The organism is Streptomyces sp. CB00316, from assembly GCF_001905595.1.
In the GTDB taxonomy this organism is placed as follows: Bacteria; Actinomycetota; Actinomycetes; order Streptomycetales; family Streptomycetaceae; genus Streptomyces.
The window spans coordinates 279,045-299,937 of sequence record NZ_LIXI01000009.1; the positions used below are offsets into that span (position 1 = coordinate 279,045).

At 72.8% G+C, this 20,893-nt stretch carries 18 protein-coding genes; 5 read left to right on the top strand and 13 right to left on the bottom strand.

Features of this window, described 5'->3' with window-relative positions; genetic code table 11:
- Positions 1 to 108: 108 nt before the first annotated feature.
- From AMK21_RS25095 to AMK21_RS25135, 9 genes are all read right to left on the bottom strand, one after another.
- Positions 109 to 888 (bottom strand): FkbM family methyltransferase, encoded by a 780-nt coding sequence (locus AMK21_RS25095; RefSeq protein WP_073881429.1) that lies wholly within the window; start codon positions 886 to 888, stop codon positions 109 to 111.
- Positions 885 to 1,103 (bottom strand): Trm112 family protein, encoded by a 219-nt coding sequence (locus AMK21_RS25100; protein WP_073881501.1) that lies wholly within the window; start codon positions 1,101 to 1,103, stop codon positions 885 to 887. The genes AMK21_RS25095 and AMK21_RS25100 overlap by 4 nt, the downstream gene beginning before the upstream one ends.
- A gap of 86 nt (positions 1,104 to 1,189) precedes the next feature.
- Positions 1,190 to 2,083 (bottom strand): hypothetical protein, encoded by an 894-nt coding sequence (locus tag AMK21_RS25105; protein ID WP_073881430.1) that lies wholly within the window; start codon positions 2,081 to 2,083, stop codon positions 1,190 to 1,192.
- A gap of 4 nt (positions 2,084 to 2,087) precedes the next feature.
- Positions 2,088 to 2,849, bottom strand: a complete 762-nt coding sequence (locus AMK21_RS25110) for a class I SAM-dependent methyltransferase (protein ID WP_079181246.1) — start codon at positions 2,847 to 2,849, stop codon at positions 2,088 to 2,090.
- Complete coding sequence (locus tag AMK21_RS25115) at positions 2,846 to 4,147, bottom strand: condensation protein (RefSeq protein WP_073881431.1); 1,302 nt, start codon at positions 4,145 to 4,147, stop codon at positions 2,846 to 2,848. The genes AMK21_RS25110 and AMK21_RS25115 overlap by 4 nt, the downstream gene beginning before the upstream one ends.
- On the bottom strand, positions 4,144 to 8,490 hold the full coding sequence (locus AMK21_RS25120; protein WP_073881432.1) for an alpha-(1->3)-arabinofuranosyltransferase domain-containing protein: 4,347 nt from the start codon (positions 8,488 to 8,490) through the stop codon (positions 4,144 to 4,146). The genes AMK21_RS25115 and AMK21_RS25120 overlap by 4 nt, the downstream gene beginning before the upstream one ends.
- The gene (locus AMK21_RS25125; RefSeq protein ID WP_073881433.1) at positions 8,487 to 9,215 is read right to left on the bottom strand and encodes a class I SAM-dependent methyltransferase; all 729 of its coding nucleotides are present in this window, start codon (positions 9,213 to 9,215) and stop codon (positions 8,487 to 8,489) included. Before AMK21_RS25125 ends, AMK21_RS25120 begins: the two co-directional genes overlap by 4 nt.
- Positions 9,212 to 10,381, bottom strand: coding sequence for a glycosyltransferase family 4 protein (locus tag AMK21_RS25130; protein ID WP_073881434.1), 1,170 nt, complete (start codon positions 10,379 to 10,381; stop codon positions 9,212 to 9,214). Before AMK21_RS25130 ends, AMK21_RS25125 begins: the two co-directional genes overlap by 4 nt.
- A gap of 268 nt (positions 10,382 to 10,649) precedes the next feature.
- Complete coding sequence (locus AMK21_RS25135) at positions 10,650 to 11,633, bottom strand: DUF3068 domain-containing protein (protein ID WP_073881435.1); 984 nt, start codon at positions 11,631 to 11,633, stop codon at positions 10,650 to 10,652.
- A 187-nt stretch (positions 11,634 to 11,820) separates the two neighbouring features.
- Here AMK21_RS25135 and AMK21_RS35545 point away from each other — a divergent pair, with 187 nt between their 5' ends.
- Both AMK21_RS35545 and AMK21_RS25140 read left to right on the top strand, forming a co-directional pair.
- Complete coding sequence (locus AMK21_RS35545) at positions 11,821 to 11,973, top strand: hypothetical protein (protein ID WP_199863281.1); 153 nt, start codon at positions 11,821 to 11,823, stop codon at positions 11,971 to 11,973.
- Positions 11,970 to 13,178, top strand: coding sequence for a helix-turn-helix domain-containing protein (locus tag AMK21_RS25140; RefSeq protein WP_073881436.1), 1,209 nt, complete (start codon positions 11,970 to 11,972; stop codon positions 13,176 to 13,178). The genes AMK21_RS35545 and AMK21_RS25140 overlap by 4 nt, the downstream gene beginning before the upstream one ends.
- A gap of 22 nt (positions 13,179 to 13,200) precedes the next feature.
- On the opposite strand, the gene AMK21_RS25145 is transcribed toward AMK21_RS25140, so the two are convergent.
- The 3 genes from AMK21_RS25145 to AMK21_RS25155 are packed head-to-tail and all read right to left on the bottom strand — an operon-like array spanning position 13,201 to position 16,770.
- Positions 13,201 to 13,986, bottom strand: a complete 786-nt coding sequence (locus AMK21_RS25145) for a 3-oxoacyl-ACP reductase (protein ID WP_073881437.1) — start codon at positions 13,984 to 13,986, stop codon at positions 13,201 to 13,203.
- Between the two features lie 5 nt (positions 13,987 to 13,991).
- Positions 13,992 to 15,374, bottom strand: a complete 1,383-nt coding sequence (locus AMK21_RS25150; RefSeq protein WP_073881438.1) for an aldehyde dehydrogenase family protein — start codon at positions 15,372 to 15,374, stop codon at positions 13,992 to 13,994.
- A 31-nt stretch (positions 15,375 to 15,405) separates the two neighbouring features.
- On the bottom strand, positions 15,406 to 16,770 hold the full coding sequence (locus AMK21_RS25155) for a glutamine synthetase family protein (protein WP_073881439.1): 1,365 nt from the start codon (positions 16,768 to 16,770) through the stop codon (positions 15,406 to 15,408).
- A gap of 73 nt (positions 16,771 to 16,843) precedes the next feature.
- Between AMK21_RS25155 and AMK21_RS25160 the strand changes: the two genes are divergently transcribed.
- The 3 genes from AMK21_RS25160 to AMK21_RS25170 all read left to right on the top strand — a co-directional run bounded on the left by AMK21_RS25160 (position 16,844) and on the right by AMK21_RS25170 (position 20,063).
- On the top strand, positions 16,844 to 17,656 hold the full coding sequence (locus AMK21_RS25160) for a FadR/GntR family transcriptional regulator (RefSeq protein ID WP_234422043.1): 813 nt from the start codon (positions 16,844 to 16,846) through the stop codon (positions 17,654 to 17,656).
- 160 nt (positions 17,657 to 17,816) lie between these two features.
- Positions 17,817 to 19,286, top strand: coding sequence for an ethanolamine permease (eat, locus tag AMK21_RS25165; RefSeq protein ID WP_073881441.1), 1,470 nt, complete (start codon positions 17,817 to 17,819; stop codon positions 19,284 to 19,286).
- Positions 19,287 to 19,337: 51 nt separating this feature from the next.
- Positions 19,338 to 20,063, top strand: a complete 726-nt coding sequence (locus AMK21_RS25170; protein WP_073881442.1) for a gamma-glutamyl-gamma-aminobutyrate hydrolase family protein — start codon at positions 19,338 to 19,340, stop codon at positions 20,061 to 20,063.
- On the opposite strand, the gene AMK21_RS25175 is transcribed toward AMK21_RS25170, so the two are convergent.
- Complete coding sequence (locus AMK21_RS25175) at positions 20,034 to 20,792, bottom strand: hypothetical protein (RefSeq protein ID WP_073881443.1); 759 nt, start codon at positions 20,790 to 20,792, stop codon at positions 20,034 to 20,036. The genes AMK21_RS25170 and AMK21_RS25175 overlap by 30 nt on opposite strands.
- Positions 20,793 to 20,893: the final 101 nt, after the last annotated feature.

Consider the following 20,893-nt stretch of genomic DNA (forward strand, 5'->3'; position numbering starts at 1 on the left):
TCTCGGCGGTTCGGCCGGGTGACCCGCCCTCGTGGGGACGGCCGCCCGGCTCCCCCTCACCTGCCCCGCGATGTCCCCTCTCAGCGCGGCCCGCACCGGCGGATTCGCTCAGGCCGCCGCGGCGCCCGGCACCCGCCCCTCGGGAAGGAACAGCACCGAGTTGATGTACCGGGTGCGCCGCGGCACGAACGCCCTGCGCAGCAGCCCCTGATGGACGAGGTGTTCCGTCCGCGCCTGATGGGCCGGCAGGTCGAAGCCGGCCAGCGGGACCCAGCGCCGTCCGGGCAGGACCCACCCCGCGTACCCCTGGCCGGTGAGCAGCGTGATCGCCGGGGCGACCGGGCCGAGCCGGCTCTCCAACTCGACGAGCAGCGCCGGGCGGTCCCGCCGCAGCAGCTCCGCCGCACCCCGCAGAGCGGCCACCTCCGCACCGTCGACGTCCATCTTCACGAAGTCGACGCCTTCCAGGCCCAGGCCGTCGATGGTGAGGGACTCCACCTCGACGCAGTGCGCGTGGATGTCACGGCGCTCCAGTGAGGAGACCCCGCGGTCGCCCTCGTCGCCCTGCGGTAGCCAGAGCTGGACCGTGGAGCCGTCGCGGTCCGTCGCCGCGCCCTGCACCACCCGGACGTTCGACGGCAGCGTACGGCGCAGATGGCCGGCGAGGTGCGGTACGGGCTCCACCGTGACGACCCGGTCGCAGCGCCGGGCGAGCCGCCGCGACCAGGGCCCGTACCAGCCGCCGATGTCCACGGCGGTGGAGCCGGGCGGGCAGAAGTCGGCTAGCCGGCGCAGCTCCGGCTCGAAGCGCGGGTAGAGGACGACGGCGGCGGAGCCGACCAGGCTTGTGGGCAGCCGGGACGCCACCGCCGCGGCGAACGTCGTCACGCGGCCGAGGCTTTCAGATGCGCCAGGTATCTCTCGTGGGCGTCGGCGTCGACCTTGCGGCCCGAGGAGGGCAGCAGCTGCGGGATGCCGTCCAGGATGGGGTAATTCAGGCGCAGGCGGGGGTTGTAGAGCGCCTCCTCATCGGTCAGCAGGGCCAGGGGGCCCTTGTCGAGCGGGCAGACCAGGATGGCGAGCAGGGGATCGTCGGGGTTCATGGAGACTCCCTCGGTGGTGGGGAGGTTCATGGGGGCTCCCTCGGTGGTGGGGACGGGACGGGAGGGCACAGGGCCGGTGGACGGGGTCAGGACGGGGCCGTCGAGGGAGGGTCATGGCGGGGCATGGCCAGCAGGACGGTGAGGGCCAGCGCGGTGCCGGCCAGCCGCAGGGTCAGCAGCAGCGGATCGTCGGGGAGGGACTCCCCGAAGGCGATGCTCCCGAGGACCGCGGTGAAGACGCAGGTCACCGTAGTGCACACGGGCACGATGAGGGAGGCCCGGCAGCGCTGCAGCGCCGTCTGGGACATGATGAGACCGGCCACGGCGGTGAAGAGCAGCAGATACGGGTAGGGCGAGCCGAACAGCGAACGGGCGGCCTCCCCGACGTCGGTGGTGGTCAGCCGGCTGGAGGTGCCCTTCACGGCCAGGGAGCTGACGCCGTACAGCAGCCCGACCGCCACCCCGTAGCCGATGCCGCTGGTCGGCACCCGGTGGCGCTTGTTCGCCCGGCTCTCCACCCGTACGTAGAGCCAGACGCCCGCCGCCAGCGCCGGGACGCAGACCAGGAGCACCAGCATCCACGGGGCACCGGAGCTCACCTGGTCCTCGCCCTCGCGGACCGAGGCGACGACCATCAGCAACGCCACCAGGACGCCGCCCAGGGCGTACCGTTCGCGCCCGGTCGACTCCTCGCCGAGGACGATCGAGGAGAGCAGGAGCAGCAGCACCAGGCCGGAGACGAAGATGCCCTGCGCCGCCGCGATCGGCAGCGCGCGGTAGACGATCAGCTGGGCCGCGAAACCGGCCGCCAGTGACAGCGCGCCCAGGATCCACAGCGGGCTGGTGAGCAGGACGAGGATCAGGCGCAGCGGCTTGCCCGCGGAGAGCTCGGGCAGATCGCCCAGGGCCCGCTTCTCCACCACGAACCCCACGCTGTACAGCAGGTTGGCCACCAGCGCGGCCCCCACACCCCACCACATCGCGCTATCGCCGCCGCGCGTGGGCCAGCAGGATGGACGCCGCACCCGGTACCGCGCACGCGGCCCTGTCCACCAGCCGCAGCGGTCGCGGCACCCCGTGGAAGGGGGCGCCTGTGATCTTCACGTCCTCGAAGCCGGAGGCCGTCAGGAAGGAGCGCAGCGCCCGGGCGGTGTAGAGGCGCAGATGGCCCACCACCTCCGAGCCGGGGCGGCCGTGGATCCCGCGCAGGCTGACCTCGGAGAACACCGGCTGCACCCCGGCCAGCAGCAGCGCCCGGTTGTACCAGGCGGCCAGGTTCGGGGTGGACAGCATCAGGTGGCCGCCCGGCTTCAGGATGCGCCGCAGCTCGTCCAGCGCCTGGTCCGGGTCGACGAGGTGCTCCAGGATCTCGCTGAACAGCACCGCGTCCGCGCACCCGTCGGCGAGCGGCAGCCCGCCGTGCTCCAGCTCGCCCCGGACCACCGAACCCATCCGGGGACGGGCCCGGCGCAGCGCGTCCTGCGACCAGTCGACGCCGATCAGCCGGTGCCCGGTGAGGATCGGCGCGGCGGTGGCGGCGGCCGTCCCGTCGCCGCACCCGACGTCCACGATGACCTGGCCGGTCCGCCCGCCCAGGGCGGCGGCCAGCAGCCGCGCCTGGCGTCTGCTGCGCCCGTCGCCGGACGCCACGGGGACGGCCGGGTTCTCGTAGAAGTCCCGCAGCCCGGGCGGGGGAGCGGAGACAGGGGCGTCGGCCCCCGGCGGAAGGGGCACGGTGCCGGTCACGGAGCCTCCGAGGACGTCGCGGCCAGATGACGGGTGAACAGGCCGAGCAGCGCCTCGCCGTCCTCGTCCCCCAGCAGGGTCCGCGACCAGCGCAGGGCCAGGTGCAGGCGGCCGTTCGTCGACGCGGTGGTGAACGTCAGCCCCCTCGGCATCCGGGCAGGCGCGGAGATCCACAGAGCGCGGGAGCTCCCCGCGTCGCCGAAGTCCAACGGGTACGGGATCCGGCCGACGTTGCTGAGCAGCGTCGTCGACGTCCACGGCCCCGCCAGCACCCGCAGCCCCCGGGTGTACGCCGCACGCACGGCGACCGGCAGCAGAGGGGTGGTCAACAGGGAGGTCGAGCGGCCCAGTTGCGGACGCGGCTGCCCCTTCAGGGCCCGGGTCCGCTCGGCGGTCAGGCGCAGCAGCCCGGCGATGTCCCGGCCGGCCACCACCTCCGAGGCGTCGAAGCCGACCTCCACCAGCCGGGTGCCGTTGCCGATCGGCATCTCGGGTCCCCGGGGCCGGTCGTCGACCGGCATGGTGATCCGCAGCGGCCGCTCGGCCGCCCCCTGCCGCCGGTTCCAGTCGGCCACCGTCAGGGCGGTGGCCACCATCAGCTGGTCGTTCACCGTGTAGGGCGCGCCCGACTCCCGCCGCGGCACCGGCAGTTCGGCCAGCAGCAACCCGTTGCCCGGCACCGTCCCAGGGGTGCCCGCCGCCACCCGGGCCGGCCGGCTGAGGGCGGACGGCCCGGAGTGACGGGGCGGTGGTGCGGCGGCCGGGCGGGCCGGGGCGGACGGCGGGGGGAGGGGCCGACCGCTGTAGATCTCGGCGGCCGTCGCCGCCAGGCGCAGACAGGCGGGCCCGTCGAGCGCGGTGTGGTGCACGGTGAACACCAGCACACACCCCTCCCTGTCCGGCTCCTCGACCACCTCGACCCGCAGCGGAGGTGAGACGGTGAGCGGCGGGGCGACGGCGAGGGACGCCGCCCGCGCCCGGTCGAGCGCCCCGGACGCGGCCGGCAGGAAGGTGACCGGGTCCCGGTCCGGGGCCGCCGTCAGCTCCCACTCGTACCGCCGCGCGAGCGGTCCGCGCGGCCGCTCCCGCATCAGCGCCCGCGGGAACCGCGCCAGCGACGCGGCGAACGCGGCGCGCAGCCGGTCCTCCTCGACCCGGCCGGGCAGATGGACCTCGATGTGTACGGTGCTCGGCTCGGCGTCCTGCGCGCAGTGCCGGTCCACCTCGTCGACGACGGGGAACGGTACCCGGGGCAGCCGCCCGGCCGCGTACGGCCGGGCGGGGTGCGTGGCGGTCATCCGGTGGGTCCTCCGCTGCCGGGCGGAGCGGTCGGGCCGCCCGGACCGCGCGCGGGCGGGTCGGTGTGCGGCCTCTTGGCGTCGGCGGAGAGGGTCCGGCCGGACGGTGGCGCCACCTGCTGCTGCGGGATCGTCGGGTCCCCGTCGCCGGCCGTCGCGGCCGCGGGTTCGGCACCCCGGCCGGCCCGTCGCCTGCCCCGGCTCGGGACGGACCCGACCGTGACCAGTGCGGCGAACAGGGCGATCAGCGCGAGGAGTTGAGGCACCGCCCCGAAGGCACCCTTTCCTACGGCGGTGTACTCCCCGGTGCTGACGGCCACGACAACCCCTGCCCCGGCCATCGCCGCGAAGGCGACCGGCGCCAGCAACGACGGGCGGAAGTGGGCGAGTACGGCGAGCACGGGCACCACCAGGGCGACCGGTCCCGCGATGACGATGCCCACCAGGGTCAGCGCCACGGTGCCCAGGATCAGCCCGGGAGCCGGCGGCACGGACTGCTCGTCACGCTCGGTCGAACCCTCCGTCGGACCGGAGCCCCGGCGGCGTACGAAGGCGAGTCCCACCAGGACCAGGAACAGCACCCCGGCCCCGATCAGCCCGGCCCGGTAGATCAGCGCGGGCTCGTACTCCAGGGTGACCGTTCCGCCCTCGCCCTCGGGGACCAGCCACGCCTGCTGCCAGCCGTCGATCCGCAGCGGCGTCAGCTCCTTGCCGTCCAGCGTGGCCTTCCAGCCCTTGTTGTGGTTCTCGTGGAGCTGGAGGTACGAGGCCTCTCCGGCGCCGACCGTCAGCGTGCGCCGGTCACCGTCACTCTCCTTGACGTCGACCGTCCGGGCGGTGGCCGCCGGGGCCTTCGTCTCCCCGTTGGAGAGCGTGACGTCGGTGATGGCGAGCGGACCGGCGTCACCGGCCTCCACGGTGTGGGTCGACGCGCTCAGCTCCACCTCGGACCGCTCGGAGCAGAGCGAGACGGCGATGGGTCGACGCTGTGTCAGGTCCCTGATCCGGCCCTCGGCCCTGGTCTCCATCAGCGTGCCGCCGACGGAGAGGACCGGCCCCTGACCGCAGGGCAGGCTGAACTTCTTCTCCGGTGCGGGCTGCGGCGAGCGGAACTTGTCCAGCGCCGGGATGTAGACCTCGCTCAGTCCGACCGGCAGCTGCAACTGGCCTCCGGCGAACGGGTTGTGCACGGTGAGCGGTGCCTGGCGCGAGATGGTGATGTCCATCTTGTCGGTGGTGATGGGCGAGAAGCGGGCCATGCCGTTCTCGTCCACCGCCGCCACCGCCGTGCCGTCCGGCGAGCTGATCTGGACCTGCTCGGGCCGGGTGGAGATCCCGCCGGCCGCCGCGAACACGATCTCGCCGATCTGGGTCTTCTCCGGCCACGACAGATGGAGTACGGGGCGGTCGCCCGCGATCCACGCGGTGGTGAGGTCGCCGTCCGTCAGGTTGCGCGCGCTGAGATTGGTGCCGAGGCGGGCCGTCGAGTCGGCGCTGACCAGGATCTTGTCGCGCTTGCCCGTCAGGTCGAACAGCAGCTTGTCCAGCGCCTCGCCCGGCACGGGCACCGCGCTCGCGGCGACCGTGTACCGGCCGGCCTGACCCGCCGTGAACTGGCGGTGCAGCCCGGTCTCCGCGGCCACGGCGGAGAGCCCGCCCGGGTCGCTGCCGCGCTTCAGTGAGTAGACCGTCGCGTCGGCGCCCTCACGCGGTGCGTCGGAGGGCAGCTCCAGCATCCGGGTGACCTGCACCCCGGGGACGGCGATGTCGGTGAACCCGGCGCCGGTGAGACCGGGGCGTCCCTGCTGGGACTTGAGGATCGTCACCTTCAGCCACGAGGCCGGCCCGGCGGGCGCGGCCACCTCCTGCGGGGAGCCGTCGGGGCGGATCGGGCTGTCCTTCGAGCCGCGGTCCGTCTCGACCCGCACCTCGGTCGCCGCCGCCCGCACACCGTTGCTGGGCAGCGGGGTGAGCTGCAACGATCCCGGGATCTCCTGCGTACCGGAGAAGTCGATCCGCACCCACTCGCCCTTGGGGGAGGCGGCGGAGCCCTCCGCCCAGGCGGTGTCCGGATTGCCGTCGAAGGCGTTGGCCGGGTCGTACTGCGGCAGATGGAACAGCCAGTTGCCGATGGACGACGCGCTCACCGACTTCGCGCCCCGCAGCACCGCCGTGGTCTGGTGCTCCTTCCCCTCGGTCGGCAGGATCTGCCGCGGCGCGGCGCCCGGGTCCTGCTCCGACTCCGGCGCGTTGCGCTCGTCGGCCGTATAGGTGTGGGACGTATTGGTGTTGACCAGGCCGAACCGGGTGTCGGCCCGGCGCAGTCCGTCGCCCGCCGCGTAGAGCGACGGCTTCCCCACGCCCGGGTGGGCGTCACCGGCCAGCACGGTGGGCCGGCCGTCCAGGGCGCCGCTCGCGGAGAGCGGCAGCAGCGACTCCGGCCCGCCGCTGACGACGGCGGTCGAGGAGACCGGGGCGATGCCCGCCCGGCCGGGACGCTCGGTGCCGGTGGGCGGCTCGTAGATCTCCACCGCCTCCTGGCGCGGGTAGAGACCCTCGATCTGCACAGGGGTGTCGTTGGCTATGCGGCCACCGGTCATCACCGGACCGAAGCCGGTGACCCTCTTGTAGCCGGACGCCTCCAGCGTGCGCTTGACCGTGGTGGTGGGGACGTACCCCAGCTGGTCCGGATCCAGGTCGTTGCGGACCACGACGTAGTGCAGACCCGCCCGGTTCAGGTACTCGCTCAGACCGGGCACCTGCCCCCCGGACGTCAGCGCCTGTTCGACGGCGTCCATCGCCCGCCGGTTGCCCGGCGTGCCGAAGGGGACGTAGTCGCGCTGGGCGTACGGCGTGTCGGCCAGCACGTCCAGCGGCTGGTCGATGGTGGAGCCCCAGGTGTAGATGCCGTGCGCGGTGGCGGGAACGACCAGGGCCCGGTCGTTCGCCGAGTTCTCCTTCAGCCAGCCCGCGGCTTTCGACCAGTGGTCCGGGATCTCCTTGAACGAACCCGGCTGCAGGATCGACCCGTTGACGTACGGCCAGGCCAGACCCGGCAGCACGAGCACGGCGGCGATCACCGGCGCCAGCCGGCGCGCCCGCACCGGCACCCGCTCGTCGCGGCCGAGCCGCAGCGAGGCCACGGCGGCGATGTGCGCCAGGCCGAGCGCCAGGGCGAGGGCCAGACCCGTCTGGAACTTGTAGATGTTCCGGAACGGCACCAGCCAGGTGTCCAGCCACTCCTGCACGGTCCCGTGGAAGAGACCGCCCAGCGCACCGCCGTACCCGGCGAGCGTGACGAGCGCGACGGACAGCACGGTCAGCACCAGCCAGCGGCGCTCCGGCAGATCGCGCCGCGCCAGACCGGCCAGACCCAGGGCGGCGGCCAGCGCCGAGCCCAGGATGGTGGCGGTCGCCGTGGCGACGGTCCACCCGGCGGGCAGCCACGGCTCGCCGAAGTTCAGATAGCCGACCCAGTTGCCCGCGCCACGCAGCACCTCGGTCGCCGACATGGTCGTCGTCGTGGTGAACGACGACTCCACGTACGGCATGAAGTTCTCACCGAAGGTGCCCAGCAGCAGCAGCGGAACGATCCACCAGGCGGTCGCGAGGATCACGCCCGGGATCCACCAGAGCAGCAGTGCCCGCTTGCGCGGACCGGCCGGCCGGGACAGCAGGTAGAGCCCGACGGGCAGCAGCGAGGCCAGCGTGGACGCCGCGTTCACCCCGCCCATGAGCGGGATCAGCAGCGCGGAACGGGCGGCGGCGATACGGGGCGCGAGCCGCGGGTCCGTCAGCGGCAGCAGCACCCACGGCAGCAGCGCGCCGGGCAGGGCGGCGGCCGAGGTCGAGCCGACGACGATGGTGTACGTCGGCCACAGCGCGTACACGAGCGCGCCGAGCAGCCGGGTGGCCGAGGAGCCCACCCGCAGCCGCTCCGCCAGCCGCAGCGCGCCCCAGAAGGCGGCCGCCACGATCAGCGAGAGCCAGAGCCGCTCCGCGAGCCAGGTCGGCACCCGCAGCAGGTCGGCCAGGCCGTAGTACGGCAGCATCGGCACGAGGTAGCCGATGTACTGGTCGGTGATCCCGCCGAAGCCGGACCGGCTGTGCCACAGCTCGCCCAGGTCGCTGAGGAACCGCCCGGGATCCACGACGACCCCGAGCTTGGTGTCGAACGTCATGCGTCCCGGTGACACCGCCAGGAACGCCACGAACACCGTGGCCCAGAACCCCAGCAGCCAGCGCCGCGAACGGGGCGCCGCCGGGTCGTCGACCGGTCTGCCGGGTGGCGGGTCGCCGCCGTCCGGGGACTGGTGGGGTGGGAGGTGGACTGCGCTGGTCATGAACACCGCCGGAGAATGAGGAGGAGGTTCCAGGTGGCGAATTCCCGCAGTCCGGGCACCCGGGTAACAAGTTCGGGCAGGACCGGCCAGTACCGCGACCGCGCGGACACCACGTCCACGTCGGTGCGGCCCCGCACATGGCGCAGTGTCGGGCCGACGCCGATCCTGAAGAGGTTCTCGCCGAGGCGGTGCTTGGCCGGGTGGCCCGTGCGCCGCTCGTAGCGTGCGCGGGCGCGCTCGGCGCCGGCGTAGTGCCAGGGGGCCCACTCGTGGCCGCCCCACGGCGAGTACCAGTTGGTGAACGAGACGTAGATCAGCCCGCCGGGGCGGGTGACGCGCGCCATCTCGCTGATGAAGGTGTGCGGGTCCGCGACGTGCTCCAGCACATTGGAGGAGAAGGCGACATCGGCCGCCCCGTCCGCCAGGGGCAGCAGGTAGCCGTCGGCGACGACCGTGTTCCGCGGCCCCTGGGCGGGCCTGGTGCGCAGCGCGCCGGGGTCCGGCTCGAAGAGATAGCTCTGCGCGCCGCGCCGCCGGAACTCGCGGGTGAAGTAGCCGTCGCCGCCGCCGACGTCGACGACGACCTTCCCTTTCAGCGGTACGTACCGCTCGACCTGGTCCGCCGCGTCCCTGGCCAGCAGGGTGTAGACGGTGGCCGGGTCATCCTCTTCGCGCATGAAGGCGCGGAACAGGGTGAGGGAGCGGCGGAAGGACGGGTCTTTCACGAGCGGGCACCCGCCGACCAGGACCGCGTACCGCTGATCGCCTCGGCGGCCACGGCCTCCAGCTGGGTCACACTGCTGCTCCACCGGTAGGCGGCGGCCCGCTCGCGAGCCGCCTTGCCCATCGCCTCGCGGCGCTCCTCGTCGAGCGCCAGCGCGCACCAGGCCGCGGCGAAGGACGACTCGCCCCGGGCGAGGATGCCCGTGACCCCGTCCTCGACGGAGTCGCGCAGTCCGGGGACGTCGAAGCCGAGCGTCGGGGTCGACCGGGTCCCGGCCTCCGTGACGACCAGCCCCCACCCCTCGACGGCCGCCGGGTGCAGCAGCATCCAGGACGCGCACAGAAGCCGGTGCTTCTCCGCCTCGGACACGTGCCCGGCGAACTCGACGTCGGGGCCGGCGAGCCGCTCCAGCTTCTCCCGCTCGGGACCGTCACCGACGATCACGAGCCGGCCGCCGGTGACCGGCCGCACCCGCTCCCAGAGCTGGAGCAGCAGATCGATGCGCTTGTAGTCGACCAGCCGGCCGAGCGCCAGGAAGAGCGGGGTCGCGGACCGCTCGCTCTGCGGCAGCGGATCCTGGACGCCGTTGTTCACCAGCCGGATCCGCTCGTCCGGAACACCCAGCTCGCGCAGGGCGCCCGCGGTGGACGGCGAGACGGCGATCATCAGATGCTCCCGGTAGGCCCGGGACAGGGCCCAGTGTTCGAGCTGACGCCCGGCGCGGGCCACCGGCGCCGGGAACCGCATCTCCCACAGATCGGTGTGGACGTGGTTGACCAGGCACACGGTCGGACCGCGGTGCCACAGGGGCGCCAGGTACGGCATGCCGTTGCAGACCTCGATCAGCAGGTCGCAGCTGCCGACCTGCCGGGCGAACGCGGAGCGCGCGCTGAGGTAGTGCCCCAGCTGGGAGCCCGCGGAGACGACCCGGTAGGGCCGGCGCGCGGCCTGTCCGCCGCAGAGGAGGGTGACGTCGTGGCCCCGTTCGGTGAGGCCGAGGGCGAGCTGGTCGATGAGCAGCTCGGAGCCGCCCGCGGCCGGGTTGCCCAGGTCGCGGTGGGCGAGGAAGACGATGCGTCTCGGGGAGGCGGAAACCCTGGGGGAGACCTGGCCCTGACCCTGTGGCGCGGCTGCGGGAAGCAGCGGGGGAGGTACGTGCTGGGGCATGGGTGCTCCAACTCGGCTCGGGGGGCGGGGGACTCGGGGCGGGGGCTTGAAGAACACGGAGAAGGGATGGAGAGGGACGGAAGGAAAGGGGAGGGGCCGGGGCGTCACGGGAGCGGGACGAGCGGATTCGGGTACGGAAGTGGAGAACGCGGCTGTGGGGCGCGCGAACAAGGGATGAGAGACCGGGGGCCGTGCTGTGGTGGGGATAGACAGTTTTCGGTACGGCTACGCCCCCGGCTACTCACCGATGCGACAACTTGCCGGTAACTCAGGTGGGCGAGTTCGTCATCATGTGAGTGTTCGGGGCCTCCGGCTCCGTTCTGCGCCCCCGGACGACGAGCACGGTGCCCACGGTCGCGAGGACGAGACCCAGCCCGACCGCCCCGGCCGGCGCGGTCCCGGAGAGCAGCGCCAGCCGGTCGCTGTCCGCCGACGCCAGCTCGACCTGCTTGAGCTGGGTCTCCTTGGTGAACTCGACCCGCTTGCTCTCCAGCAGCGTGACGGCGTCCTTCGACGAGCCCGGCGCGCGCAGTGTCTTCTTCGGGCCGATCGCCGCGTTCATGATGCGCCCGGTGCGCCGGTCCACGACCAGCTCGATGCCGCTGTTGGAGTACCACTCCTCGGCGAGGATCTGCGGCGTACGGGGCCTGCCGACGAGCACGCCCGGCACCTGGCGCACGCCGGTTCGGGTCGGCTCGACCGTGCCCTTGAACACGTACCCCTCGTACCCCTGCACCTTCTTCCTGCCGGCGTAGTCGAGCCGGACGACGCCGCCGAGGGTGCCGTCCCACCAGCGGTAAGCACGTCTTTCGACATCGAAGGGGAACTTCAGATACGCCTCCCCGTCGAAGGTCGGCGTCTCCCCGCAGCAGTGGACCGGCTCATTGGTGGTCCGGTCGGTCACCCAGCGCTCCATGGTCCACTGGAGGGCGTCGCGCGGGTCGGAGGCGGGCAGGGTCCCCTCGTGGTCGACGGAGGTGGAGACGTCCCACACGGCGTTGCCGCTCTTGACACTGTCGGCCACGTCCCCGCGCACCTGGCGGGTGATCGTGATCTCCTTGCCCTCGACCGTCTCGACCTTCGAGGTGTCGAAGTAGCTGCCGGTCCCGGTGAAGACCGTGGTCGTATCGATATCTACGGGGGTGCGCTTCGCCTGCGGCTGGACATACCAGACGAGCAGGGGCGCGAGAACGAGCAGAAAGACCCCCGCACCCAGCAGAAATAGTGACAGAGGTGAAGCATTGCGGCGCATCCGGGCACTCCTGGGTCGAATCTCTTCGCGGGAGGTGCACGGGCCCCGGGCCGGTCAGCCCTTGATTGGCGTGAACAGTAAGCAAGCCCTTGACGGGATGTCAATGGACTGTCGACACTGTGTGCCAGCCGGAGGGGCCCGGCCACCACGGAGCAGGGATCGACTCCAGCAAGGAGCTGACCCGATCATGCGCAGACTCATCGCCGCCGCTGCGACCACCCTGGTGGCCGCAGCGCTCGCCTTCGGTGCCGCCTTCGGCATCGTGGCCCTGCTCGACGCCACGCCCGAGCAGCCGAACACGCCGCTGATCAGTTACGACACCGGTCCGGCCGGCTCGTGACGCCTCGTGCCTGGCAGGAGGTGCCCCGGTCGAAGGTGGAGCGGTTCTCCTCCATCGCCCTGGCCGAGGCACCGGAGATCGCCCAGCAGATCCTCACCGAGATCCGGCAGGACTACCCCTACCTCCAGCTCGTCGAGGACGAGTCCGGCGAGCCGATGGCCCTGGTCGGCATCCGCCGCGCCATCGAGGGCTTCGTACGCCACCTCGCCTCCGGCGCGGCCGACCCCAGGGTGCCGCCGGAGGTGTTCCAGGAGTTCGGCCGGGGCGAGGGGCTGCACGGCCGCAGCCTCGACTCCCTCCAGGCCGTCTACCGGCTCGGGGTCCGGCTCACCTGGCGCAGGTTCGCCGAGATCGGCCAGCAGGTCGACATCGCCGCGCCCGCCATGTACGAACTGGCCGAATCGGGATTCGAGTATCTGGACGGCCTCGTGGAACAGTCGGTCCTGGGCTACGCCGAGGCGGCGGCCCGCCGCGCCAGCGAGCGGCTGCGCCTCCAGCGCCAGCTGATCGACCTGCTCCTGGTGGAGCCCCGTGGCGACTCGGCCAGGACGCTCGCCGAGCGGGCGGCCCGCGTCGGCTGGGAGCTGCCAAAGACCATCGCGGTGGGCGTGCTGATGCGCCCCGCCCGGGAGGCCGTGGCCCCGGCGGTGGGCCAGGGGATCCTGCTGGAGATGGAGAGCGAGCAGCCGCGCATCGTCATCCCCGACCCGGAGACGGCGGGCCGGGCGGACACCCTGCGCCGGGCCACCGCCGGCTGGTCCGGCGCGATCGGCCCGTCGGTGCCGTTGGCCGGGGCGGCGACCTCGCTGCGCTGGGCGGAGACCGCGGTCCAGCTGATCAAGAAGAACCTGTTGCCGCAGGGTGAGGTGCTGCACTGCACCGAGCGCACGGAGGAGCTGGTCCTCCTGCCGTCCCGGGAGCTGATCGACGCGGCCGCCCGCCGCTGCCTCGCCCCGCTGGACGGCCTCGGCCCGACCGCGGCGAAGCGGCTGGCCGAGACCCTTCTCGCCTGGATCGAGACGCCCGGCGGCGCGCCCGAGGTGGCCCAGCGGCTCGGCATCCACCCGCAGACGGCGCGCTACCGGCTGCGCCAGATCCGCGACCTGTGGGGCGACGCGATCGACGACCCCGACCAGCGCTTCGAGATGCTGCTGGTCCTCCGTTCGCAGCGGCTCAGGGGAGAGCCGGCGCAGGGGGCGCATTGACGGCCCCCTGCGCGTGCGGGTGCTAGACCGGGGTGACGTACGCCCCGGCGATACCGCCGTCCACCAGGAAGTCCGTCGCGTTGACGAACGAGGAGTCGTCACTCGCCAGGAACGCCACGGCGGCGGCGATCTCGGTCGGCTCGGCGAAACGGCCGACCGGGATGTGCACCAGCCGCCGCGCGGCCCGCTCCGGGTCCTTGGCGAACAGCTCCTGGAGCAGCGGGGTGTTGACCGGCCCCGGGCACAGCGCGTTGACGCGGATGCCGTCGCGCGCGAACTGCACCCCCAGCTCACGCGACATCGCCAGCACCCCGCCCTTGGACGCGGTGTACGAGATCTGCGAGGTCGCCGCCCCCATCCGGGCCACGAACGAAGCCGTGTTGATGATGGAGCCTTTGCCCTGGGCGCGCATGTACGGGATGGCTGCCTTGCAGCAGAGGTAGACGGAGGTCAGGTTGACCTCCTGCACCCGGCGCCAGGCATCGAGGCCGGTCTCCAGGATGGAGTCGTCGTCGGGCGGTGAGATCCCCGCGTTGTTGAACGCGATGTCGACCGAACCGTAGGCGTCGAACGCCGCCTTGAAGAGCGCGTCGACCTCCTCGGCGTCGGTGACGTCGGTACGGACGAAGAGCCCGCCCGCCTCCTCGGCGGCGGCCTTGCCGCTCACCTCGTCCACATCGGCGCAGACGACGTGGGCGCCCTCGGCGGCCAGCCGCCGGACGGTGGCCAGGCCGATGCCGCTGCCGGCTCCGGTGACGACGGCGGTGCGGCCGACCAGGCGGCGGCAGACAGGGGAAGTGTCGGTCATGGTGCTCAGGCCTCCGTGCTGATGAAGATGTTCTTGGTTTCGGTGAAGGCGGCCAGGGCGTCGGGCCCGAGCTCACGGCCAAGCCCCGACTGCTTGTAGCCGCCGAAGGGGGTCGAATAGCGCACGCTGGAATGCGAGTTGACGGAGAGATTGCCCGCGTGGAGCCCCTGTCCGACGCGGAGCGCGCGCCCGACGTCCCGGGACCAGACCGACCCGGCCAGCCCGTAGTCGGTGGCGTTGGCGAGGCGCAGGGCCTCCTCCTCGCCGTCGAACGGCAGCACCACCGCGACCGGCCCGAAGACCTCCTCGACGGCCACCGGAGCGTCGGCCGCCACCCCGGCGAGCACGGTCGGCGGATACCAGAACCCGGGCCCCTCAGGGGCGTTGCCGAGGATCGCCCGTACGCCGTCGGTGCCCCGGTCCCCGTCGACGAAGCCCCGCACCCGGTCCAGCTGGAGGGCCGAGATCAGCGGGCCCATCTGCGTCTTCCCGTCCGCCGGGTCACCCACCACCACGGCGGCGACGGCCGGGACGAGCAGCTCCAGGAACCGGTCGTACACCGGCCGCTCCACCAGGATCCGGGTCCGGGCGCAGCAGTCCTGGCCCGCGTTGTCGAGGAAGGACATCGGGGTGGCCGCCGCCGCTGCCTCCACATCGGCGTCGGCGAAGACGATGTTCGGGCTCTTGCCGCCGAGTTCGAGAGTGAGGCGCTTCACGCGCTCCGCGCACCGGGTCATGATGTGCTTGCCTGTCCGGGTGGAGCCGGTGAACACGATCTTCGCGACGCCCGGGTGCTCCACCAGGGCGCTCCCGGCCACCGGGCCCTCACCGGGCAGTACCTGGAACAGCCCCTCGGGAAGGCCTGCCTCCAGGGCGAGTTCGGCCAGCCGCAGAGCGGTCAGCGGGGTTGTCTCGGCCGGCTTGAGGAGGACGGCGTTGCCCGCGGCGAGCGCCGGGGCCAGGCCCCAAGCGGCGATGGGCATCGGGAAGTTCCAGGGCGCGATGACGCCGATGACGCCGAGCGGCTCCAGGATGGTGAAGTCGATGCCGCCCGCCACCGGGATCTGCCGGCCGAGCAGCCGCTCCGCACCGCCCGCACTGTAGTCGAGGAGGTCGCGGACGTTGCCCGCCTCCCAGCGGGCGTTGCCGATGGTGTGTCCGGCCTCCCGGACCTCCAACTGGGCCAGTTCCTCGATGTGTTCGTCGACGGTGGTGGCGAAGCGGCGCAACAGCCTGGCCCGGTCGGCGGGCGCGGCGGCGGCCCAGGGGCGCTGCGCGGCGGCGGCGCGGTGGACGGCCGTGTCCACGTCGGCGGCGGAGGCGGCGGGCACGGTGGCGATGACCTCGGCGGTCGCCGGGTTCAGGACGTCCAGGGTGGACTGGGACACGTACGGACCTCGATCGGGAAGCAGGGGATGGTCAGAGGCGTTCGAAGGAGCGGCGCAGCTCCCAGTCGGTCACCGCTGAGTCGTACGCGGTGAGTTCGACCTTCGCCATGTTCAGGTAGTGCGCGACGACCTCCTCGCCGAACGCCTCCTTCGCGATGGGGCTGGCCTCCCACAGCTCGGCCGCTTCGCGCAGGGTCGTCGGCACCTGGTCGTACGCGGCGGTGTAGGCGTTGCCCGTACACGCCTGAGGCAACGGCAGCCGGTGCTCCACCCCGTACAGACCGGCCGCGACCAGCCCGGCGACGGCGAGGTGCGGGTTGACGTCGCCGCCGGGCAGCCGGTTCTCGAAGCGCATCGAGCGGCCGTGGCCGACGACCCGCAGGGCGCAGGTGCGGTTGTCGACGCCCCAGGCGACGGCGGTGGGGGCGAAGGAGCCGGGCTGGAAGCGCTTGTAGGAGTTGATGTTGGGCGCGTAGAGGAGGGAGAAGTCGCGCAGGGCGGCGAGCTGGCCGGCCAGGAAGTGGCGCATCAGCTCGGACATGCCGTCCGGTCCGTCGCCGGCCATCACGTTCTCGCCGTTCTCGTCGGTGAGCGAGAGGTGGATGTGGCAGGAGTTGCCCTCTCGCTCGTCGTACTTGGCCATGAAGGTCAGCGAGACACCCTCCTGAGCCGCGATCTCCTTGGCGCCCGTCTTGTAGACGGCGTGCTGGTCGCAGGTGGTCAGCGCCTCGTCGTAACGGAAGACGATCTCGTGCTGGCCGGGATTGCACTCACCCTTGGCGGACTCGACGGTCAGCCCCGCCTGCTGCATCTCGTTGCGGATGCGGCGCAGCAGCGGCTCGATCCGGCCGGTGCCGAGGATGGAGTAGTCGATGTTGTACTGGTTGGCCGGGGTCAGCCCGCGGTAGTCGCGGTCCCAGGCCTCCTCGTAACTGTCCCGGAAGACGATGAACTCCAACTCCGTGCCGACCTGCGCCGTGTAGCCGAGCGAGGCCAGCCGGTCCAGCTGGCGGCGCAGGATCTGGCGCGGCGCCGCGACGACCGGGCTGCCGTCGTGCCAGGCGAGGTCGGCGATCAGGAGGGCGGTGCCCTCGTGCCAGGGGACCGGGCGGAGCGTGGCGGGGTCGGGGACCATGCCGAAGTCACCGTAGCCGTTCTCCCACGACGACATCGCGTATCCGTCGACGGTCCGCATCTCGGTGTCCACGGCCAGCAGGTAGTTGCAGCCCTCGGTACCGTGCTCCAGCACCTCGTCGAGGAAGAACCCGGCTGCGAACCGCTTCCCCTGGAGCCGGCCCTGCATATCGGGGAAGGCCAGCACCACGGTGTCTATCGACCCGTCCGCGACGCGTGAGCGGAGCTCGTCGACGGTGAGCGGGGGTGTGCGGTCTGCCACGGGATTCCTCCTTGGGTGAACCGGGAGGCTTAAGGTATGACAGAGAACCATTGATTGGGAAGGGGATCCGCGAGTGGTCACCACAAGGAGAACCGACGGCACCCGTCCGGAGGCGGTGGGCGCCGCCCCGGAGGCCGCCCGCGAGGAGGCGGCGGGCGGGGAGGCCGCGGAGTCCGGCTCCGCGCCGCCGGCCTCCGTCCTGCGCCCCGTCCGCGCCGGCAACGGCTTCGAGGAGACCCTGGAGCAGGTCCTGCAGCTACTGCGCCTCGGCCTCGTCCCGCCCGGCGACCGGCTGCCCGCCGAGCGTGAGCTCGCCCAGCACCTGGGGGTCAGCCGGGTGACCCTGCGCGAGGTGCTCAAGGTCCTCCAGGACCAGGGCATGGTGGAGAGCCGGCGCGGCCGCTACGGCGGAACGTTCGTCCTGCCGCGTGCCGCCGCGGCCGACGGCAGCGACGAACTGCGGCGCCGGGTGGCGGCCGTCGACGTGGAGGACACCCTGCGCTTCCGCGAGGTGCTGGAGACCGGGGCCGCCGGGCTCTGCGCCGACGGGCTCGCGGACGGCGGGGCCGCTCGGCTGCGGGCGGCCCTCGAAGCCACCCAGGGCGCCCGCCTGGAGGACTACCGCCGCCAGGACACCCTGCTCCACCTCACCCTCGCCGAACTCTCCGGCTCCCGCTCGCTCGCGGCGCAGTACGCCTCCGTACGGGCCACCCTCAACGAACTCCTGGACTGCATCCCGCTCCTGGTGCGCAACCTGGAGCACTCCCAGCAGCAGCACGCGGCCGTGGTCGAGGCCGTACTCGACCGGGACGCCGAGGCGGCGCGCGAGATGATGCGCGAACACTGCGCCGGTACGGCGGCGCTGCTGCGGGGCTTCCTGGCCTGAGGTCTGCGGGGACCGGCCCGGGCGGCCCCCGGGATGCATCCGTAACCACTCTTTAACGCAGGCCCCTTGCCTTTCGCGCCGCCGTTCCACAAAGGTGTGCCGACGAACCTTTGATCGAAGCAGTTCCATCGACGACGTCGACAGACATCTGGAGCGCCTCATGGCTCAGGGAACTGAGACACCCGCAGGACCACCCGATTCCACGAGCCCGGGGGTGACCGGCTCGGCCGCGTACCTGCGCCGCCGGACCCTGAGGCGAGGCAGCGCGGGCTGGCTGCTGCTGACCGGCCTCGGCGTCGCCTACGTCGTTTCCGGCGACTTCTCGGGCTGGAACATCGGCCTCTCCGAGGGCGGCTTCGGCGGACTCGCCGTGGCCATGGTCCTGATGGGCGTCATGTACGCCTGTCTGGTCTTCGCGCTGGCCGAACTCTCCGCCATCCTGCCGACCGCGGGCGGGGGTTACGGCTTCGCCCGGCGCGCGCTCGGCACCTGGGGCGGCTTCCTCACCGGCACCGCCATCCTCATCGAGTACATCCTCGCCCCCGCCGCCATCTCCCTCTTCATCGGCGACTACGTCGAATCGCTCGGCCTGTTCGGGCTGACCTCCGGCTGGCCGGTCTACCTCGCCTGCTTCGCGATCTTCATCGGCATCCACCTCTGGGGCGTCGGCGAGGCCCTCCGCTTCAGCCTGGTCGTGACCGCCATCGCGGTCGCCGCCCTGCTGATCTTCGCCGTCGGCGCGTTCACCGAGTTCGACGCGGCCCGCCTCAACGACATCCCGGCCGACCCCGCCGCCTTCGGCTCCAGCTCCTGGCTGCCGTACGGGCTCCTCGGCATATGGGCGGCGTTCCCGTTCGGCATGTGGTTCTTCCTCGGGGTGGAAGGCGTACCGCTCGCCGCTGAGGAGGCCAAGGACCCGGTCCGCTCGATGCCGAAGGCGCTGACCATCTCGCTCGCCGTACTGGTCTTCCTGGCCCTCATCACCTTCGTCTCCGCCACCGGGGCCCAGGGCGCCAACGCCATCAAGGAGGCCGGGAACCCGCTCGTGGTCGCCCTGCAGGGCAGCGGAGAGCCGACCGCCCTGAGCCGGTTCGTGAACTACGCGGGCCTCGCGGGCCTGGTGGCCTCCTTCTTCTCGCTCATCTTCGCCGGCTCCCGCCAGCTCTTCGCCCTCTCCCGGGCCGGCTACCTGCCGCGCTTCCTCTCGCTCACCAACCGCCGCAAGTCCCCCTACCTCGGCCTGCTGATCCCCGGCGTCATCGGCTTCACCCTGGCCGCCTGGAGCGGAAACGGCGGCCGGATGCTGAACGTCGCCGTCTTCGGGGCCACCATCAGCTACGCCCTGATGGCCCTGTCCCACATCGTGCTGCGCCGCCGCGAGCCGGACCTGCCCCGGCCGTACCGCACCCCCGGCGGCGCGCGCACCTCGGGTGTCGCCTTCGTTCTGGCATGCTCGGCGCTGGTGGCGACCTTCCTGGTGGACCGGGACGCGGCGTTCATCGCGCTCGGTGTGTACGCGGTGGCGCTCGCCTACTTCGCCTTCTACAGCCGCCACCGGCTGGTCGCGGCGGCCCCGGAGGAGGAGTTCGCCGCACTCGCGGCGGCGGAGGCCGAACTCAAGCGCGGCTGACCGCCCCCGCACCCTCGTCGATCCGTAATGAGACAGCTGAAGGAGCCGTCCATGTCCCGGCCCGTCATCGGCATCAGCACCTACCAGGACCCGGCCCGCTGGGGTGTCTGGGAGATGCCCGCGGTGCTTCTGCCCGCCGCCTACCCCCGCCTGGTCCGGGCGGCGGGCGGACTGGCGGTGCTGCTGCCGCCGGACGAGGCGGCGGACGCGGCCCGGGAGACCGTGGCCGCCCTGGACGGGGTGGTGATCGCCGGGGGAGCGGACGTCGAGCCGGCCCGTTACGGTGCCGCTCCCGATCCCCGTACGGGACCTCCGGCCCGCGAGCGTGACGCCTGGGAACTGGCCCTGATCGAGGCCGCGATCGAGCTGCACGTCCCCCTGCTGGGCATCTGCCGGGGCATGCAGCTGCTGAACGTCGCCCTCGGCGGCACCCTGCACCAGCACCTGGACGGCCACACCGGCGGCCACGCGGTCTTCGGCGGCCACCCGGTGGACCCCGTGCCCGGTACGGCGTACGCGGCGGCCGTCCCGGAGCAGACCACGGTGCCCGCCTACCACCACCAGGCCGTCGACCGCCTGGGCGACGGCCTGATCGCCTCCGCCCACGCCCCCGACGGAACGGTGGAGGCGCTGGAACTCCCGGACCACGAGAGCCTGGTGCTCGGGGTCCAGTGGCACCCGGAGATGGGCGACGACCCCCGCGTCATGGCCGCCCTCGTCGATGCGGCCCGCCACCGCTCGCGCGCCTCAGCGCCGGGTGTCGGGCAGCTGGGGTGATCCGGTGCCAGGAGTGCCGTGACCGGGCCCCGAGAAGCCCGGGCCGGTGAAGTCGGGGCCCGCGAAGGCAGGCGGGGTGAAGCGCGGGCCGCCGGGCGCCGCCCCTGGTCCCGCCTCGGTGAGTTCGCCGAGCAGGTACGGGCGGATCGCCTTGTCCCGCAGGGCGGTGCGCCAGGTCTCCCGGGCGTGGTCCAGGTCGGCCGAACGGTTCACCCGGGGCGGTGAGCCGGGCGCCGACCGGAGGGCGGCGGTGCGGTAGACGGCGGCGAGGCTGATCAGGGAGGTGGCCGCCGCGATGGCCAGACTGACCCAGCCGACCCGGACGAGGGTGTCGGCCAGGGCCGCCATGCTGTCGGTCAGCCGGAGCCCGTACCCCAGCAGGAGGAAGGTCGCCGCGGCGACGGCGGCCAGGATCGGGGTCAGCACCCCGAGGACCGCCAGGGCACCGGCGCCCGGCCGCTCCTGGTGCCCCGGACCCGACAGGGGACCGGGGCCACCGTCGACGCGCCGGCCGTGCGAAGCGCGCCGCAGGGCCGCGTACGCCCGGTACTCCGCCGCGGCGGCCGGAGCCGTACGCGCCACCGAGGCCAGGGCCCGGATCCGCAACTGGCCGGAGCTGACGCCGGATTCCTCCAGCAGCCGCTGGATCTCCGTCGAGGCGAGCACCTCGTCGACCACTTCCGCGTAGTCGGATCTGTCCTCGTCCCCGAGTGGGGAAGGCCTGCCCATACTGTCCCTCGATCGCTGTGTCGCTGTGTCGCTGTGGGGCGCCCGCGGCGCGGGGGCCGCAGGGCCATAGGGTCCCCGCGGCCCTCCGGGCCGTGGTCACG

Bases quoted from the DNA above. Each gene is read 5' to 3' on its own strand.
- AMK21_RS25100 (WP_073881501.1), bottom strand. From the start codon at position 1,103: ATGAACCCCGACGATCCCCTGCTCGCCATCCTGGTCTGCCCGCTCGAC.
- AMK21_RS25105 (WP_073881430.1), bottom strand. From the start codon at position 2,083: ATGTGGTGGGGTGTGGGGGCCGCGCTGGTGGCCAACCTGCTGTACAGC.
- AMK21_RS25115 (WP_073881431.1), bottom strand. From the start codon at position 4,147: ATGACCGCCACGCACCCCGCCCGGCCGTACGCGGCCGGGCGGCTGCCC.
- AMK21_RS25120 (WP_073881432.1), bottom strand. From the start codon at position 8,490: ATGACCAGCGCAGTCCACCTCCCACCCCACCAGTCCCCGGACGGCGGC.
- AMK21_RS25130 (WP_073881434.1), bottom strand. From the start codon at position 10,381: ATGCCCCAGCACGTACCTCCCCCGCTGCTTCCCGCAGCCGCGCCACAG.
- AMK21_RS25135 (WP_073881435.1), bottom strand. From the start codon at position 11,633: ATGCGCCGCAATGCTTCACCTCTGTCACTATTTCTGCTGGGTGCGGGG.
- AMK21_RS35545 (WP_199863281.1), top strand. From the start codon at position 11,821: ATGCGCAGACTCATCGCCGCCGCTGCGACCACCCTGGTGGCCGCAGCG.
- AMK21_RS25145 (WP_073881437.1), bottom strand. From the start codon at position 13,986: ATGACCGACACTTCCCCTGTCTGCCGCCGCCTGGTCGGCCGCACCGCC.
- eat (WP_073881441.1), top strand. From the start codon at position 17,817: ATGGCTCAGGGAACTGAGACACCCGCAGGACCACCCGATTCCACGAGC.
- AMK21_RS25170 (WP_073881442.1), top strand. From the start codon at position 19,338: ATGTCCCGGCCCGTCATCGGCATCAGCACCTACCAGGACCCGGCCCGC.
- AMK21_RS25175 (WP_073881443.1), bottom strand. From the start codon at position 20,792: ATGGGCAGGCCTTCCCCACTCGGGGACGAGGACAGATCCGACTACGCG.